The sequence below is a fragment of the Variovorax sp. NFACC27 genome (assembly GCF_048301545.1).
Taxonomy (GTDB): Bacteria; Pseudomonadota; Gammaproteobacteria; order Burkholderiales; family Burkholderiaceae_C; genus Variovorax; species Variovorax gossypii.
The window spans coordinates 7,537,696-7,553,132 of record NZ_CP157613.1 but is presented as its reverse complement, the minus strand read 5'-3'; the positions used below and the strand labels follow the sequence as shown (position 1 = coordinate 7,553,132).

General features: G+C 69.2%; 15 protein-coding genes. 12 read left to right on the top strand and 3 right to left on the bottom strand.

Annotation, left to right across the window (positions count from 1 at the left end):
- The first annotated feature begins 94 nt into the window (after window positions 1-94).
- Genes ABL840_RS35345 through ABL840_RS35325 form a run of 5 tightly spaced genes read left to right on the top strand, consistent with a single transcriptional unit; the run spans window position 95 to window position 5,157 of the window.
- Entirely contained in the window at window positions 95-853 is a 759-nt protein-coding gene (locus tag ABL840_RS35345; protein WP_418116111.1) for a DUF4129 domain-containing protein, read from the top strand.
- A complete protein-coding gene (locus ABL840_RS35340) occupies window positions 850-2,160 on the top strand; it encodes a DUF4350 domain-containing protein (RefSeq protein WP_093306961.1) in 1,311 nt (436 codons plus the stop codon). The genes ABL840_RS35345 and ABL840_RS35340 overlap by 4 nt, the downstream gene beginning before the upstream one ends.
- Before the next feature lie 14 nt (window positions 2,161-2,174).
- Window positions 2,175-3,170 carry an AAA family ATPase gene (locus tag ABL840_RS35335; protein ID WP_093306962.1) on the top strand — a complete coding sequence of 332 codons (996 nt, stop codon included), beginning with the start codon at window positions 2,175-2,177 and terminating at the stop codon, window positions 3,168-3,170.
- Between the two features lie 8 nt (window positions 3,171-3,178).
- On the top strand, window positions 3,179-4,543 hold the full coding sequence (locus tag ABL840_RS35330) for a DUF58 domain-containing protein (protein ID WP_093306963.1): 1,365 nt from the start codon (window positions 3,179-3,181) through the stop codon (window positions 4,541-4,543).
- Window positions 4,544-4,593: 50 nt separating this feature from the next.
- Window positions 4,594-5,157, top strand: a complete 564-nt coding sequence (locus tag ABL840_RS35325; RefSeq protein ID WP_093206442.1) for a DUF805 domain-containing protein — start codon at window positions 4,594-4,596, stop codon at window positions 5,155-5,157.
- 127 nt (window positions 5,158-5,284) lie between these two features.
- Here the strand turns inward: ABL840_RS35325 and rocF are convergent, their stop codons facing one another.
- Together rocF and ABL840_RS35315 are read right to left on the bottom strand one after the other, a co-directional pair.
- Window positions 5,285-6,205 (bottom strand): arginase, encoded by a 921-nt coding sequence (rocF, locus tag ABL840_RS35320; protein ID WP_093306964.1) that lies wholly within the window; start codon window positions 6,203-6,205, stop codon window positions 5,285-5,287.
- Between the two features lies 1 nt (window position 6,206).
- Window positions 6,207-8,276, bottom strand: coding sequence for a prolyl oligopeptidase family serine peptidase (locus tag ABL840_RS35315; RefSeq protein ID WP_093206444.1), 2,070 nt, complete (start codon window positions 8,274-8,276; stop codon window positions 6,207-6,209).
- A 209-nt stretch (window positions 8,277-8,485) separates the two neighbouring features.
- On the opposite strand from ABL840_RS35315, the gene ABL840_RS35310 reads away from it, so the two are divergent.
- The 6 genes from ABL840_RS35310 to ABL840_RS35285 all read left to right on the top strand — a co-directional run bounded on the left by ABL840_RS35310 (window position 8,486) and on the right by ABL840_RS35285 (window position 14,022).
- Window positions 8,486-10,183 (top strand): WS/DGAT/MGAT family O-acyltransferase, encoded by a 1,698-nt coding sequence (locus tag ABL840_RS35310; protein WP_093306965.1) that lies wholly within the window; start codon window positions 8,486-8,488, stop codon window positions 10,181-10,183.
- A gap of 162 nt (window positions 10,184-10,345) precedes the next feature.
- On the top strand, window positions 10,346-10,900 hold the full coding sequence (locus tag ABL840_RS35305; RefSeq protein ID WP_176947617.1) for a hypothetical protein: 555 nt from the start codon (window positions 10,346-10,348) through the stop codon (window positions 10,898-10,900).
- A gap of 85 nt (window positions 10,901-10,985) precedes the next feature.
- Complete coding sequence (locus ABL840_RS35300; RefSeq protein ID WP_418116110.1) at window positions 10,986-11,417, top strand: phasin family protein; 432 nt, start codon at window positions 10,986-10,988, stop codon at window positions 11,415-11,417.
- Window positions 11,418-11,447: 30 nt separating this feature from the next.
- Complete coding sequence (locus ABL840_RS35295; protein ID WP_093206448.1) at window positions 11,448-12,083, top strand: TetR/AcrR family transcriptional regulator; 636 nt, start codon at window positions 11,448-11,450, stop codon at window positions 12,081-12,083.
- Window positions 12,084-12,169: 86 nt separating this feature from the next.
- Window positions 12,170-12,949 (top strand): esterase/lipase family protein, encoded by a 780-nt coding sequence (locus tag ABL840_RS35290; protein WP_093206449.1) that lies wholly within the window; start codon window positions 12,170-12,172, stop codon window positions 12,947-12,949.
- A 302-nt stretch (window positions 12,950-13,251) separates the two neighbouring features.
- Window positions 13,252-14,022, top strand: coding sequence for a hypothetical protein (locus ABL840_RS35285; protein ID WP_093306968.1), 771 nt, complete (start codon window positions 13,252-13,254; stop codon window positions 14,020-14,022).
- A gap of 25 nt (window positions 14,023-14,047) precedes the next feature.
- Here the strand turns inward: ABL840_RS35285 and ABL840_RS35280 are convergent, their stop codons facing one another.
- Window positions 14,048-14,581 (bottom strand): hypothetical protein, encoded by a 534-nt coding sequence (locus ABL840_RS35280; protein WP_093306969.1) that lies wholly within the window; start codon window positions 14,579-14,581, stop codon window positions 14,048-14,050.
- Between the two features lie 207 nt (window positions 14,582-14,788).
- On the opposite strand from ABL840_RS35280, the gene ABL840_RS35275 reads away from it, so the two are divergent.
- Complete coding sequence (locus ABL840_RS35275) at window positions 14,789-15,433, top strand: hypothetical protein (RefSeq protein WP_093306970.1); 645 nt, start codon at window positions 14,789-14,791, stop codon at window positions 15,431-15,433.
- Window positions 15,434-15,437 lie beyond the last annotated feature (4 nt).

The window sequence follows — 15,437 nt, the reverse complement described above, 5'->3', positions numbered from 1 at the left end:
TCGCGCACTTCGTGTCGCTTCGCCAACCCCCTCGCTGGGGGCGATACCGGTGGCCCGGCAGAGCCGGTTCCGCGGCATCCCTGGAAGGGGGCTTGTGGTCGCTCTGCTCGTGCTCTTGTGCGTGGGGGTGATGGCGCCTTCGGCGGCCTTGGCTGCGGACGGAGCCGCGTCGACGCGCGAGCAGGTGAACGCCGCGATCGACAAGGTGCGTGCCGATCCGAACATGCCGGGCACCAGGACCGAGAAGCAGCTGCGCTTCAAGGACCGCGACGAAGAAGAGGAGCCCGAGAAGAAGACCGACAGCCTCGACTGGCTGCGCGACTTCGTGCGGGCGGTGGCCGAGGGGGCTCGCTGGCTGATCTGGGGGCTGGCCGCGCTGGCGCTGGCTTGGCTGGCGATCCGGCTGCACCGCTGGGTGCGGGTGCGCGCCGGTGGGGCGCGACCGGGCAAGGCGCCGCTGCCCAGCCATGTGGGCAGCCTCGACATCCGGCCCGAGAGCCTGCCGGACGACATCGGCAATGCCGCGGCCGGGCTCTGGCAGCGCGGGCAGCAGCGGGCGGCGCTGTCGCTGCTGTATCGCGGTGCGCTGTCGCGCCTGGTGCATGCGCACGGGGTGCCGGTGCGCGCCGCGAGCACGGAGGGCGAGTGCGTGGCGCTCGCCTCGACGCGGCTCGCGCCCGAGGCGCAGGCCTTCTTCGTGCGGCTGGTGGATGCCTGGCAGCTGGCTGCGTACGGCGGGCGGCTGCCCGGCACGGCGCAGGTGCTGGCGATCTGCGGCGAGTTCGACCTGCACCTGCCCGACGCGGCCGCCGCTGCCGCGCCGGCCAGTGACCTGAAGGGCGCGACCGCATGAGCAGCACCAACAGCAGCGGCAACAACAACAGCGCCTGGGCGGTCCGCATCCTCGCGGTGCTGGTGGTGGCGCTGGTCGGCTTCTGGCTGGTCTCCGCCACCGAATGGGCGGACACCGAGGTGTCCACGCCCGCCAGCGGCGAGGCCAGGACGAACCGGTTCTACGGCGCGCAGGCCATGCTGCGCGAACTCGGCATGAAGGTGGTCAGGCGCGAGAGCCTCGACGCCATGCCGCCCGCGCAGGCGCGTCTGGTGCTCGCCTCCAGCTACTGGGACATGTTCCCCGAGCGCGGAAAGCGCCTGCGCGAATGGGTGGAGCAGGGCGGGCACCTGGTGATACCCGCCTACCTGGTCAGCGGCGAGCAGCTGGAAGACTGGCTTCCGCTGGTCCGCGAGAAGCAGCCCGGGTCGGACGAGAAGAAAGTCGCTCCCGAGCCGAAGAAGAAAGAGAAAGCACCCGCCTCGCGCCGTTTCGATCCGCCTCCCAAGGACGCGGACTGCCACGCCGTCACCGAGCCCGACACCGTGCCCGCGAGCTACGCCGGCGGACGCAGCTTCCGCATCTGCACATGGTGGTCGTCGTCGCGCTACCGTGCCGCCGACAAGCAGCCGCCGCCGCTGTGGGCGGTGCTCGGCACGCGCGGTGCCACGGAGGCGATCCGCGTGCGGGTCGGCCGGGGCACCGTCACCGTGATGCCCTGGGGTCTGTGGCACAACGAGAACATGGTGCGCGCCGACAACGCGCTGTTCGCTGCCGCGGCCGTGCAGGCGCGCAGCGGGGCGGAGGTCTGGTTCGTCGTCGAGGAAGCGCGCGAGCCCTTCATGCTCTGGCTCTGGCACAGGGGCTGGGTGGCGCTGGTCGTCGGCATGCTGGCGCTGGCATTCGCGCTCTGGCGCGCGGCCGTGCGCTTCGGGACGCTGGCGCCTTCCGCCGGCACGCACCGGCGCTCCATGGCCGAGCAGGTGCGCGGCACCGCCGGCTTCCTGCACATGCACGGCGCGCAGGCGCTGCACGCGGCGCAACTGCGCGCGCTGGACGAGTCCGCCCGCCGCCAGCTGCGCGGCCATGCTCACCGCGATGCCGCGGCGCGCACCGCCGCCATCGCCCAGGCCACCGGCCTGGACGCGGCCATGCTCGCGCGCGCGATGGACGGCGCGCGCCCCCGGCATGCCGGCGGCATGGCGGTTGACCTGGAAGTGCTCGAAACCGCGCGCAGGCGGCTCGATGCCAACGGGCCGTTCGTGCCCAGGTCCTCCGACTCATCTTCTTCTTCTTCTTCTTCTTCTTCCGCCCGATCCACATCCTGAACCGAGAGACGCACATGCAAGCCATCCAACCCGAAGAACTGACGCGCGCGGCCCAGTGGCTGCAGACGCTGCGCGCCGAGGTCGGCCAGGCCGTGGTCGGCCAGCTCGAGGCGGTCGACCAGACGCTGGTGGCGCTGGTCGCCTCGGGCCACGTGCTGATCGAAGGCGTGCCGGGGCTCGGCAAGACACTGCTCGCGCGGGCGCTGGCGCAGGCCATGACGCTGCGCTACGCCCGCGTGCAGTTCACGCCCGACCTGATGCCCTCGGACATCACCGGCCACGCGGTGCTCGACATCGCCTCGCGCGGCGACGGCAGCCTCGGCACCCTGCGCGTGCACCAGGGGCCGGTGTTCACCAACCTGCTGCTGGCCGACGAGATCAACCGCGCGCCGGCCAAGACGCAGAGCGCGCTGCTCGAAGTCATGCAGGAGTACCAGGTCACGCTCGAAGGCACGGCCATGCCGCTGCCGCGCCCCTTCATGGTGATGGCCACGCAGAACCCGATCGACACCGAGGGCACCTATCCGCTGCCCGAGGCGCAGCTCGACCGCTTCCTGCTGAAGATCGACATCGGCTTTCCGAGCCACACCGAAGAGAACGCCATCGTGCAGCTGACCACGCGGCAGCGCGCCGGCAACCAGTTTCCGCTGGAGGCCGTGCGTCCCTGCCTCGACGAGGCGCAGGTGCTCGAGCTGCAGCGGCTGGCCTGCCTGGTGCAGGCCGACGAGCGCGTGATCGACTATGCGGTGCGCATCGCGCGCGCCACGCGCGACTGGCCGGGCCTGTCGTCGGGCGCCGGGCCGCGCGGCACCATGGCCCTGGTGCGCGCCGCCCGCGCCGCCGCGCTGATGTCCGGGCGCGACTTCATCACGCCCGACGACGTTGCGCGCCAGGCGCTGCCCGCGCTGCGGCACCGCGTGATGATCTCGCCCGACGCGCAGCTCGAAGGCATGGGCGTGGACACCCTGCTGCGCGCCGCCCGCGACAGCGTCGAGGCGCCACGGCTCTAGGCCCGCGGATGCGCGCTGCTGTTCCGATCCCCGCGCGTGCGGCCGTGCTGGCGCTGGCCGGCCTGAGCGCGGCCGCCTCCGTGGCGCTGCTGCTGGGCGCGCCGCTGGCGTACGTCGCCGCCGTGGCGGGCGTGCTGCTCGCGCTGGGTTTCGTGCTCGCCGGCTTCGACCTGTGGAGCAGCCTGCGTGCGTGGCGCGCGGCGCCGCTGCGCATCGAGCGCAACCTGCCGGGTGCGTTCTCGCTCGGCGTGCCCACCGTGCTCACGCTCACGCTGGTCAATGAAGGCACCCAGGCCTGGCAGGTGTCGGTGTTCGACGAGCTCGACACCCACTTCGCCTTCGAGGGGCTGCCACAGGCGCACGCCGTGCCGGCGCTCTCGCGCGTCGCGCTGCGCTACACGGCCACCGCCACGCAGCGCGGCGTCGCGCAGTTCGGCGCCACGCAGCTGCGCTGGCGCACCCGCCTCGGCTGCTTCGAGCTGCGCCAGACGCTGGGCGAGCCGCGCCGGCTGCGCGTGTATCCCAACTTCGCCGCGCTGGCGCGCTACGCGTGGCTCTCGGGCGACCGGCGGCTCGCGCAGATCGGCATCAAGACCTATGCGCAGCGCGGGCTGGGCACCGACTTCCGGCAGCTCGCCGACTACAAGACCGGCGACTCGCTGCGCCACATCGACTGGAAGGCCACGCAGCGCCAGCGCCGGCCCATCGTGCGCGAGTTCCAGGACGACCGCGACCAGTGCGTGCTGTTCCTGCTCGACTGCGGCCGCCGCATGCGCGCCGACGAAGGCGCGCTGGCGCAGAAGGCCAGCAGCCATTTCGACGAAGCGCTCAACGCGCTGATGCTGCTGAGCTACGTTGCGCTGAAGGAGGGCGACGAGGTCGGCGCCATGACCTTCGGCTGCCCCGCCGAGGAGCGGCGCGACTTCGCCCCGCGCAAGGGAACGGCCACGCTCAATGCGCTGATGAACCGGCTGCACGACATCCAGCCCGGCGCCACCCATTCCGACTACTTGCTGGCCGCGCAGGAACTGCTGCGCGTGCAGAAAAGGCGCGCGCTCGTCATCGTGCTGACCAACTTCCGCGACGAGGACGCCGCCGAGCTGCGCCCCGCCATCAAGCTGCTGCGCCGCAAGCACCTCGTGCTGGTGGCGAGCCTGCGCGAACGCGTGCTGGGGCACATCGCCGCCCAGCCGCTGGTGCATGCGCGGGACGCGGTCGACGTGGCCGCGGCGCACCTCTTCGAGCAGTCGCGCCGCGACGCCTTCGCGCGCGTGGTCGGCAACGACCCGCTGTCGGTCGACGTGGAGCCTGCCGACCTGGCCGTGGCGCTGGTGAATCGCTACCACGCTGTCAAAAGGGCTGGCCTTTTGTAAAGGTCTTTGCCCACAATGGGCTCTTTACAAAGCAGAGGAGAGAGAAGCAAATGACGACCGATTTCACCAATCCCAATCCGTACGCGGCGCCCCGCTCCGCGGTGGCCGATGTCTACGACGGCGGCACCGATGCCGTGCAGCCGGTGAAGCTGTGGTCCGCCAAGGGCCGCATCGGGCGGGCCCGCTTCCTGGCTTACACGCTTTTTTCTTACCTCATCTTCATCGTCGCGGCCGGCGTGATGGGCGGGATCCTGGGCTTCAGCGGCCTCGCGCGCTCCGAGGGCGTGATCGGAGGGCTGACCTTCCTGCTCGCGATCCCCTATCTGGTCTTCTACGTGCTGACCGGCATCCAGCGTTCGCACGACATGGACTGGTCGGGCTGGATGCTGTTCCTGGCGCTGATCCCCTTCGTCGCGCTGATCTGGGTCTTCAAGTCGGGCACCAAGGGCCGCAACCGCTTCGGCGCGCCGCCGCCGCCCAACGGCATCGGCGTGCTGATCGGCGCATGGCTGCTGCCCGTGATCACGGTGCTCGGCATCCTCGCGGCCGTCGCGCTCCCGGCCTACCAGGGCTACACCACACGCGCCAAGGCGGCGCAGGTCGAGCGCCCCTGATTCATTTCGATGCTCGGCATGGCCCGTTCGCGAGACACCGCGGAACCGGCTTTGCCGGGCCGCAGGTGTCGCTCCCAGCGAGGGGGGAGAAGCGACACGAAGTGCGCGAAGCCTGGGGGAGTTCCTGCTATCGCACCAGAGTCGACTTGCCGAACAGGCTCTCGATGAGTTCGACGGCCACTTCGGCCGTCTGGTTGCGCACGTCGAGCGCCGGGTTGAGTTCCACCACGTCCAGCGAGCCGAGCCGCCCGGTGTCGGCAACCATCTCCATGCACAGCTGCATCTCGCGGTAGGTCGGCCCGCCGCGCACGCCGGTGCCCACGCCGGGTGCGTCGGCCGGGTCGAGGCAGTCGAGGTCGAAGCTCACGTGCAGGTGCGTGTCCTCGTCCACGTCCTGCAGCGCCTCGGTCATGGTGGTGCGCATGCCGTGCTCGTCGATGTGGCGCATGTCGAACACGTTCAGGCCCAGCGTGCGGATGGCTTCCTTCTCGTCGCCGTCCACGCTGCGGATGCCGATGAAGCGGATGGCGTCGTGCTGCAGCGCCGCGCGCTCGCCGCTCCAGCCCGTGAGCACCGCCGGCCCGTGGCCCAGCAGGCACGACACCGGCATGCCGTGCAGGTTGCCGCTGGGGCTGGTGGTCTCGGTGTTGACGTCGGAGTGCGCGTCGAGCCACAGCACGCGCAGCTTCTTGCCGCGCTTGCGTGCATGCCATGCCACCGCGCTGATCGAGCCGATGGCCAGGCAGTGGTCGCCGCCCATCATCAGGGGCACGTGGCTAGTGCCCAGCGCGGTGTCGACGGCCGCGTACACCGAGCGGTTCCAGGCGATCACCTCGTCGAGGTGGCGCAGCCCGTTGGCCGGCGGCGCCCAGGGCGTGGCCGGGCCCGCGAGGTTGCCGCGGTCGATGACCGTGTAGCCCTGCCGCGCGAGCGCCTCGGGCAGGCCCGCCACGCGCAGCGCGTCGGGCCCCATGCCGGCGCCGCGAACGCTGGCGCCGACGTCGGTGGGCGCGCCGATCAGTTCGAGGGTGACGTTCGCGTTGCTCATCTCAACTCCTCAGGTGTTGCCACAGGTAGGCATAGCCCAGCGCGTCCATGAAGGCGGATTCCTTGTTGTCCGTGGCCGCGCTGTGGCCGCCTTCCAGGTTCTCGTAGAAGCTGCTGTCGTGGCCCAGCGCCGTCATCTTCGCGTGCATCTTGCGCGCATGCACCGGGCCCACGCGGTCGTCGCGCGTGGAGGTGGTGAAGAGCGCTGGCGGATAGGCCCGGCCCGGCTTCGCGTTCTCGTAGGGCGAAAAGGCGCGGATGAACTCCCACTCCTCGGGCTGGTCGGGGTCGCCGTATTCCGCGATCCACGAGGCACCGGCCGACAGGTGCGTGTAGCGCCGCATGTCGAGCAGCGCCACCTCGCTCACGATGGCGCCGTAGAGCTGCGGATAGAGCGTGAGCATGTTGCCCATCAGCAGGCCGCCGTTGCTGCCGCCCATGGCGCCCAGGTGCGCGGGCGAGGTGACTCCGCGCGCGATCAGGTCTTCGGAGACGGCCGCGAAGTCCTCGCAGGTGCGCAGCCGGTTCTCCTGCAGCGCGGCCTGGTGCCAGCGCGGGCCGTATTCGCCGCCGCCGCGGATGTTGGCGACGACGTACACGCCGCCCTGGTCCAGCCATGCGCGGCCGATGCTGCCGCTGTAGCTGGGCTGCAGGGGGATCTCGAAGCCGCCGTAGGCGTACTGCAGCGTGGGGTTGCTTGCGTCGGCCTTCAGGTCCTTCGGGGCGATCTCGAAGTAGGGCACGCGCGTGCCGTCCTTCGAGGTCGCGAAATGCTGGCTCACGCGATGGCGCGAGGCGTCGAAGAAGGCGGGGCTGTCCTTCAGCACCTGGGGCTCGCTCTTTTCAGCCGTGCCGATGGTGCCGATGTAGAGCGTGGTCGGCTGCAGGAAGCCGCTCACGGTGAGGAAGTAGTCGTCGTTCTCGTCCTCGTCGATGCCGCCCGCCGCGATGGTCGAGAGCTCGGGCGCACCGCCCAGGCTCTCGCGCTTCCACGGCCCCGTTCCACCGGCGGGAGGCGTGAGCACCTCGAGGCGGTTCACCACGTCGTGCATCACGTTGACGATCAGGTGGTTGCGCGTCCACGAATGGCTGTCGAGCGCGGTGGTGTCGTCGGGCTCGAACAGCACCGTGAGTTCGCGCCGGCCGGCCATGTAGTCGTCGAACTTCACGGCCAGCAGCGAGCCCGACCTGTAGGTGGCACCGGCCACGGTCCAGTCGGTGCGCGGCTCGATCAGCATCCACTCGCGCGTGATCTCGGCCAGCGAGTCGTCGGGCACGTCGATCTTGGCGAACGTGCCGTCGGCCTTGCGCAGCCAGGTCTCGCTCTCGTAGAAGTCGATCTGCCGCGAGACGAAGTCGCGCTCGAAGCCGGGCGTGTTGTCCCGGTAGGCGCTGACGGACATGTCCTCGTGCAGGCCTTCGTACACGGTCACCGCGCTCTCGAGCGGCGTACCGCGCCGCCACTGCTTCACGATGCGCGGGTAGCTGGAGCTGGTCATGGAGCCGGGGCCGAAGTCGGTGGCCACGTAGAGGTTGTCGATGTCCTTCCAGCCCACGTGATTCTTGGCCTCGGGCAGCGAGAAGCCGCCCGGCACGAACTGCTTCGTCTCGAGGTCGAACTCGCGCACCACGTCGGCGTCGGCGCCGCCGCGCGACAGCGAGATCAGGCAGCGCCGGTACTCGGGCTCCAGGCAGTCGGCGCCGTGCCAGACCCAGTTCTCGCCGTCGGCCGCGGCCAGCGCGTCGAGGTCGAGAACGCTCTCCCATTCGGGGCGCGGCTTGCGGTACTCGTCGAGCGTGGTACGGCGCCACAGGCCCTTCGGATGGTCCTTGTCGCGCCAGAAGTTGTAGAAGAAGCGCGGGCCGATCTTGCGCACCATCGGGATGCGATCGTCGGAGTCGAGCACCTCGAGGATGCCCTGCTGGAGCGCCTCGAACGCAGGCGACTGCGCGTAGGCCTGCACGGTGATGGCATTCTGGGCGCGTGCCCAGTCGAGCTGCCTTTCGCCGTCGATGTCTTCGAGCCAGAGGTTGTCGTCCTGGGAGGGCTGCGGGGGGAGGCTGGATGTCATGGCCGCAGTGTACGGAGCCCGCGTGAAAGACCGCGAACGGCACGGTTGTCGCCCCGGCCGGGCGACTGGCACTTTCCTGCTACTGCGGGCAAACCCCTGTCGCGCGAGTGCCTTCCCCCGGTGGAAACACTGAAGAACCAGAGGCCCGGGAACGCGATGCGCACGGTATCCTGCCGAACGGCGCATGCCCCACCAAGGAGAGACAACACATGAAACACCTGAGCGGTCTTGATGCCACCTTCCTGCACCTGGAAACGCCGGAAATGCCCATGCACGTGGGCTCGCTGAACGTTCTGGACCTGCCCAAGGGCTACAAGGGCGAGTTCTACGAGGACGCCAAGAACTTCATGGCCAGCCGCATCCACCTGGCCGACGTGTTCACGCGCAAGCTCGCGCTGATGCCCTTCGACATGACCAACCCGGTGTGGGTCGAGGACAACGACATCGACCTCGACTACCACGTGCGCCACATCACGCTGCCCAAGCCCGGAACCAACCGGCAGTTGCAACAGTACGTGGCGCGGCTGCATTCGTCGCTGATCGACCGCAGCCGCCCGATGTGGGAGTTCTACATCATCGACGGCCTCAAGAGCGGGCAGGTGGCGCTCTACACCAAGGTGCACCATGCGGGCATCGACGGGCAGGCCGGCGTGGAAGTGGGCAAGGCCATCTTCGACCTCGAGCCCACCGGCCGCGTGGTGAAGCCGCCGCGCGGCCGACCGCGCGGCAACAACTACCAGCTGGGCATGGCCGAGCTCGCCACAGCGGCGCTGCGCAACACCGCGCAGCAGTACGTGAAGCTCTTCAAGATGGCGCCCGCCATCGCGCGCGCCATCAGCGGCCTCGCCAAGCCCGACGAGAAGGCGGCCGAGAAGGACACCGCCGCCGCGCCGAAGAAGTTCAACCTCTTCGCTCCGCGCACCTCGCTGAACGTGTCGATCACCAACCAGCGCACCTTCGCGGGCCGCACCATCTCGCTGGCCGAGACCAAGTACATCGCCAAGCACTTCGGCGTGTCGCTCAACGACGTGGTGCTGGCCACCGTCTCCGGCGCATTGCGCCACTACCTCGCCGACAACAACGAGCTGCCGGCCAAGCCGCTGGTGGCGGGCGTGCCGGTGAGCCTGCGCGAGGCGGGCGACGACACGGCGAACAACCAGGCCAGCATGATCCTCGTGAGCCTGGCCAGCGACATCACCGACCCGGTGCAGCGGCTGAAGGCGATCAATGCCTCCTCGAACAGCTCGAAGTCGACCATGAACCGCTTCAAGGCGGTGGTCCTGGACGACTTCCCGACCTTCGCCGCGCCCTGGCTGGTGTCGGGCATCGTCTCGATGGTGGGGCGCTCGGGCATCGTCAACCTGCTGCCGCCCGCGGCCAACGTGGCGGTCTCCAACGTGGCGGGCGCCCCCTTCCCGATGTACTTCGCGGGCGCGCTGGTCACCTGCTACTACCCGGTGTCCATCGCCAGCCACGGCACGGCGCTCAACGTCACCGTGCAGAGCTACAACGGCCGCATGGACTACGGCCTGATCGCCTGCCGCCGCGCCGTGCCCGACATCACCGAGATCGGCGACTACATGCTGGCCGAGCACAAGCTGCTGATGGAGCTCACGCAGAAGCACCCGGCCGCCGCCGGCGCGGCGCCCGCGCCCATGCCGCCGAAGTCGGCCGTGCAGGAGCCCTCCGACGAAGCCGAGAGCGCGCCCGCCGCTGCCGCCGCCAGGAAGAAGCCGGCCGCGCGCAAGAAGGCGGCGGTGAAGGTCGCGGCGAAGAAGGCTCCAGTCAAGGCGCCCGTCAAGGCTGCTGCCAAGACCCCCGCCAGGAAGGCCGCGCCGCCCAAGCCGCCGGCCCGCAAGGCCGCCCCGGCGAAGCGTTCCAGCGCTCCCAGGGCCGCCGCGGCATGATCGGCAGGCCGGGCCGGCCGAAGAAAATTGGGGCAGTTGGACTAGTTTTCCGACCGTTCTAGTTTTCCAGGCCTAGGCCCCGCGGAAGAAGATAGGCCCATCGCGACTGATTCATCTCTCGTTTCCTTCGCGAAGCCCATCAACTTCAAGGAAATCTTCATCATGTCCACGCAAACCTCCATCGCTTCCGCAGCCGTTCACGTCGTCGGCCAGTACAACGACGCGGGCAAGACCCTGGTCGGCGCCTACCGCGCCGGCGTGCACCGCCTGCTGGGCGGCGCCGCTTCGCGTTACAGCGACTTCCTCGGCAGCCGCCAGATTCCGCTGGTGAGCGAGCAGGTCAAGGCCAACCTGATCGGCGCGCAGGAGAAGATCAACGGCTTCCTGGCCAACCGCGTGGATATCGACACCGGCCGCATCGTCTCGGTCATGGACCGCGTCGCCGCCGGCACCACCAGCGGCATCGAAGCCGTCGCCGGCCGCGTGGCCCGCGTCGAATCGCCGGTCGCCACCTCGGTGATCAACGCCCTCGGCGCGCTGAACCAGCCGCTGGCCACCGTCTCGGTGCAGATCGCCGACCGCGTCGTCGCCGGCACCAAGCAGATCGAAGCCCGCGTGGTCGGCGCTGAAGAAGCTGCCAAGCCGGTTCGCACGGTGAAGGCCAAGGCCGCCGCCAAGAAGCCGGTTCGCCGCGCTGCTGCCCGCAAGGCGGCCTGACCCCTGGGGCGCCTCGCGGCGCCCTCTTCCTTTTTTCCGGCATCTGGAGCACTGCATGGCGACCCGTCCTGACGAAACTGCAAAGTTGAAGAAGAGGGCAGCGCCTGCGAAGAAGGCTCCGGCAGCCGCCAGGAAGACGTCGCCCCGCAAGGCGGCGCCAGCGGCGAGCAAGAAGTCCGCCGAGCCCGGCAAGGCCGAAGTCCTGCTGCGCGCCGGCCTCAAGGCGCTGGACAACGTGCGCAACGACGTCGCCAAGCGCCAGGCCAACGTGATCGAAGGCCTGCTCGGCATCGGGCACGGCAAGGTTCCCAGCCTCGGCCTCGACAGCTTCGGCATCCGCAAGTTCGAGGACGTGTTCGACCAGCGCGTCGCCACCGCACTGCAGCGCCTGGGCATCCCCGGCGCCGACGAAGTGCAGGCCCTGCGCGACGAGATCGCCCGGCTGCGCGAGCGCGTGGCGCAACTCGAAGGCACCACCGGCACCGCCGCCTCCCGCGGCCGTCGCGCCCAGCGCTGAGCGACAACGCAGCGACAAGCCAAGCCGGTTGTGGCCAGTTCCAACACCACGCGCGATCGCATCCTGCAGGCCAGCCTCGCGCTGTTCAACGCGCAAGGCCTCGCGGCCGTGTCGACCCACAAGATCGCCGCCGAACTGGGCATCAGCCCGGGCAACCTGCACTATCACTTCAAGGCCAAGCAGCTCATCGTCGAGTGGCTGTTCAGGCGCTTCGAGCAGCGGCTGGAGGCCCTGAACGGCTCGTCGGCATCCATCGCGGCCATCGACGACCTCTGGCTCGCGTTGCACCTGCGCTTCGAGGCCATCGACGAGTACCGCTTCATCTATCGCGACATGGCCTTCCTGGCCAGCGAGTACCCCTCGCTGGGCCAGCGCGCCCAGGCCCTCACGGCGCAGAACCTGCTGGCCGCGCAGACGCTGTGCGAGGGCCTCGTGGCCTCGGGCGTCATCGAGACCAGCGCGGAGCAGGCCCGCATCCTGGCGCTGCAGATGGTCTTCACCACCACCTGCTGGCTCTCGTTCGAGCGGCTGGTGCCGGGGCGCGATGCCCTGGCCCAGGCCGACCCGGGCCTTGCGGCCTTCTACACGCTCACGCTCGTCTCGCCGTATGTTTCCGGCGAATCGAGGGCTTACCTTGATTACCTGAGGGCCAAATACCTCGGATAAATGCCGCTGTCGTCCCACGGGGCATTGAGTCCGCGGGCCCCATGTTCGTCCTGAAGCAGATAAAAACCACAAAGGAGCCATCCATCATGACCACAGCCACCTACGCCAAGGAACACGTCACGCCGCCCTCGCGCCTGCTGCTGCTGGCCGAAGCCCGCGCGCTCTGGGAAACCGGCGCCGGCCTCGCCATGTGGCCGCTGCTGCAGCTCACGCCGCGCGGCGACGGGCACCCGGTGCTGGTGCTGCCGGGCCTGGTGGCGGGCGACGGCTCCACGCTGCTGCTGCGCCGATACCTCTGCAGCCGCGGCTACGACGCCCACGGCTGGGGCCAGGGCCGCAACTTCGGCCCGCGCGAGGGCGTGGAGCAGGGCATGGTCGAGCTGCTGAAGACGCTGCACGACAACAGCGGCCAGAAGGTCAGCGTCATCGGCTGGAGCCTGGGCGGCGTGTACGCGCGGATGCTGGCTTCTTCCTACTCGCACATGATCCGGAACGTCATCACGCTGGGCAGCCCCTTCTCGGGCAGCCCGCGCGCCACCAACGCATGGCGCGTCTACGAGGGCGTGAGCGGCCAGAGCTCGCACGACCCGCGCCGCATGAAGTTCGTGCAGCCCACGCCGCCCGTGCCGACCACCTCGATCTTCAGCCGCACCGACGGCGTCGTCGCATGGCGCTGCAGCATCGAGAAGACCGGCCCGCAGTCGGAGAACATCGAAGTCATCGCCAGCCACCTGGGGCTGGGCGCGCACCCGGCGGTGCTCTATGCGGTGGCGGACCGGCTGGCGCAGCCGGAGGGCGAGTGGAAGCCGTTCAACCGCGGGGTGCTGGGGCCGCTGGTGTATCCGGATCCGGATCGGGATGCCTGAGCCGCAGAGGCTCTAACCAAGAACCAGAAAGCCGGCGGTTGCCGGCTTTCTGCTTTCGAGGACTCGCACCTGGCCGCGCGACCTACCCGCTTCATGGGATGGGCTTGAACAGCCATCGCTTTGCATGATCGGCCCCGACGGCCAGGCAGTGCGCCCGGCCCCAAACCGAGAGACGACATGGCCAATCTCAGCCAGGATCAACGCCTGCGGCTTGCCAGCTACATCAACCTCATGGACGCTCGCCCCGTTGCGGCCCCGTTGCGGCCCCGCTCGGCACGCCCAGGCAGCGCTCCGGCTTTCCCGTGCCGGGAACCGGCGCCGGCAACGTCTACGACAACGCGTGCTGGAACTGGGCGCTGACAGGGGGCACCGGCCGCATCCGGGACCCGGGCAGTGCGGTGTCGGTGTGGGAGGACATCATTGCGATGAACATCCTTGTCGAGCCGCCCGTCGTCGCGGGAATCAACAACGTCGATGCGAACTATCCGGGCTCCGGCGCCGACTTCACGCTGCTGCGCAACAACTGGGTCGCAGCGGCGGGCGGCAACGTGGCGGCCCAGGACACCTTCAAGGAGGCGATGCTGCGCATCGCCGCACGCAAGAACGGCATGACCGTGTCCGTGCTGCCGATTGCCGCCTGCACCTACACGCTGCACATGAAGACGGCCCAGTGGTACAGCTGGCACCACATGGGCATCGGCATCAATCTTTCCTACCGCGGAGCCATGCGCCGCACGATCGTGCAGACCGTGCCCCAGCCGCACGTGTGGCATGGCTGCAGCGTGATGTGGGATGAGGGGCAGCCCGATACCGTGATCGGAGTAAGTGAGTTGAAGCGCGCGCATGTGGATGTCCTCGACGAGGTGACCGTGACGTGCTGCATCTGCAACGCGGTCCCGCTGGGCCTGCTGAGGCCGACCAAGGGCTGGCACCGTTGTGGACATTGCTCCGCGGTCTATTGCCGCGTGCACAAGGCGGCGCTCAACATCGTGACAGCCAAGACGACGTTCAACCCGCACACGGTGCGCACCTGCAGCCGGCTGGGTTGTGTCGGACAGACGCGCCAGATCTGACGCCGGCAACCAGGAACTGCGGTGGCTATTTCGCTCCGAGCTTCTGCAGGGGCAGCTGGAAGTAGTGCCAGACGTTATCCTCCGGTCCGTTCCTCAACCGCTTTTCCACCTTGATCTGCGGCCACATTTCGATGCGGTTGGCGCCGACATGGAATGTCGGGACCTCCTGCCCCGCATACAGCCTGCTCTCGTAAGACCAAGTGCCTTCGCCATGCTTGCGCTTCAGAACCTCGGCGATGTACGCGCCGTAGGTCAGGGACATGAGCCGGATCTCGTAGTCCGAAGGCGACGCGAGCTTGCCCGAAGGCTCGTCCTGCAGCTTCCGGAAGGCATCGTGGAGCTTTCCCAGTCGCTGCTCGACGAGCTCGATGCTTTCCGGCGAATAGTCCAGCGTGACCCCGTTCGCCGCGGTCACGCGCACGGCGCGCTCCGCCAGCACCGTCATGTCCTCGTCCATCGTGGTGGGCGAAGCCTCGGCCGCCTGCGTGGCAGCCGCAGGCTGCGCAACGGCCGCCGCGGGCAGCAGGAGCATTGCCGCGAGCAGGGGCAGGTATCTCATGGAAGTCCTCTCTTGCCAGTCGGCTGGTGTACTCGTGACATCCGGTCGCATTGTTGACGGCCGCGTCGCGGCGGGCCAGTGCAGAAAGTCATGCGGCCCCCGGGGGGGTAGGCGGAACGGCGTATCTCCAGCCAGGCAAATCCACCTTCAGGCCATGACTTCTGTCACTTGCGGCGCGCCCGGCCCGCCCAAAACAATGGCGGCACCATGCACAGCCTGCCGCCTGTCTACCCCTGCATCAAGCATGTCGACTTCCTGGAGTCGATGCGGCCGGTGCTCGACCAGATCGAGGCGCGCGGCGGCGATCGGGAGGCGCATGCGCCGGTGGCCTATCCCTTCGCCGCAGACTCCGACCTGCTGGTGACTTTCGCGGTCGACACGCCCGCGCAGTTCATCACGCTGACGCCGCAAGGCATGGCGGAAACGGGGCTCGACGCGCAGTCGCTGTACGAACTGGCGATCGACAACATGCTGCGGCTCGTCGCGTCCAATGTTGTCACGCGGGATCTCGGCATGTACAGGGCCCTCGTGGCGGGGGATGGCTTCGAGGCCTGCATGCTGCTGCTGCCGGACCTTTGGGAGCTGCTTGCGCTGGGATTCGAGGGCGAGCTGCTCGCGGTGGTGCCGAGCCGCGACGTCGTCTACTTCATGGACAGCGGGGCCAGCTTCGAGAAGCGCGGCGAGACCGTCTCGGCCGCCGAAGTGTTGGGCCGTATGTGCCGTGCCGCCGCGGGTGTCAGGGTCGGGGCGGGGCCGCACGGCCTCTCCGACAAAGTGATGGCGCTGACGCCCGACGGCTGGTGCGTGCGCGGCACCTTGAAGGACTACTGCGAGCCGGCGCTCGAAGCCTGAGCGT

Coding starts and splice junctions, on each gene's coding strand:
- ABL840_RS35290 (WP_093206449.1), top strand. CDS start 12,170: ATGACCACAGCCACCTACGCCAAGGAACACGTCACGCCGCCCTCGCGC.
- ABL840_RS35275 (WP_093306970.1), top strand. CDS start 14,789: ATGCACAGCCTGCCGCCTGTCTACCCCTGCATCAAGCATGTCGACTTC.
- ABL840_RS35310 (WP_093306965.1), top strand. CDS start 8,486: ATGAAACACCTGAGCGGTCTTGATGCCACCTTCCTGCACCTGGAAACG.
- ABL840_RS35305 (WP_176947617.1), top strand. CDS start 10,346: ATGTCCACGCAAACCTCCATCGCTTCCGCAGCCGTTCACGTCGTCGGC.
- ABL840_RS35280 (WP_093306969.1), bottom strand. CDS start 14,581: ATGAGATACCTGCCCCTGCTCGCGGCAATGCTCCTGCTGCCCGCGGCG.
- rocF (WP_093306964.1), bottom strand. CDS start 6,205: ATGAGCAACGCGAACGTCACCCTCGAACTGATCGGCGCGCCCACCGAC.
- ABL840_RS35335 (WP_093306962.1), top strand. CDS start 2,175: ATGCAAGCCATCCAACCCGAAGAACTGACGCGCGCGGCCCAGTGGCTG.
- ABL840_RS35330 (WP_093306963.1), top strand. CDS start 3,179: ATGCGCGCTGCTGTTCCGATCCCCGCGCGTGCGGCCGTGCTGGCGCTG.
- ABL840_RS35325 (WP_093206442.1), top strand. CDS start 4,594: ATGACGACCGATTTCACCAATCCCAATCCGTACGCGGCGCCCCGCTCC.
- ABL840_RS35340 (WP_093306961.1), top strand. CDS start 850: ATGAGCAGCACCAACAGCAGCGGCAACAACAACAGCGCCTGGGCGGTC.
- ABL840_RS35315 (WP_093206444.1), bottom strand. CDS start 8,276: ATGACATCCAGCCTCCCCCCGCAGCCCTCCCAGGACGACAACCTCTGG.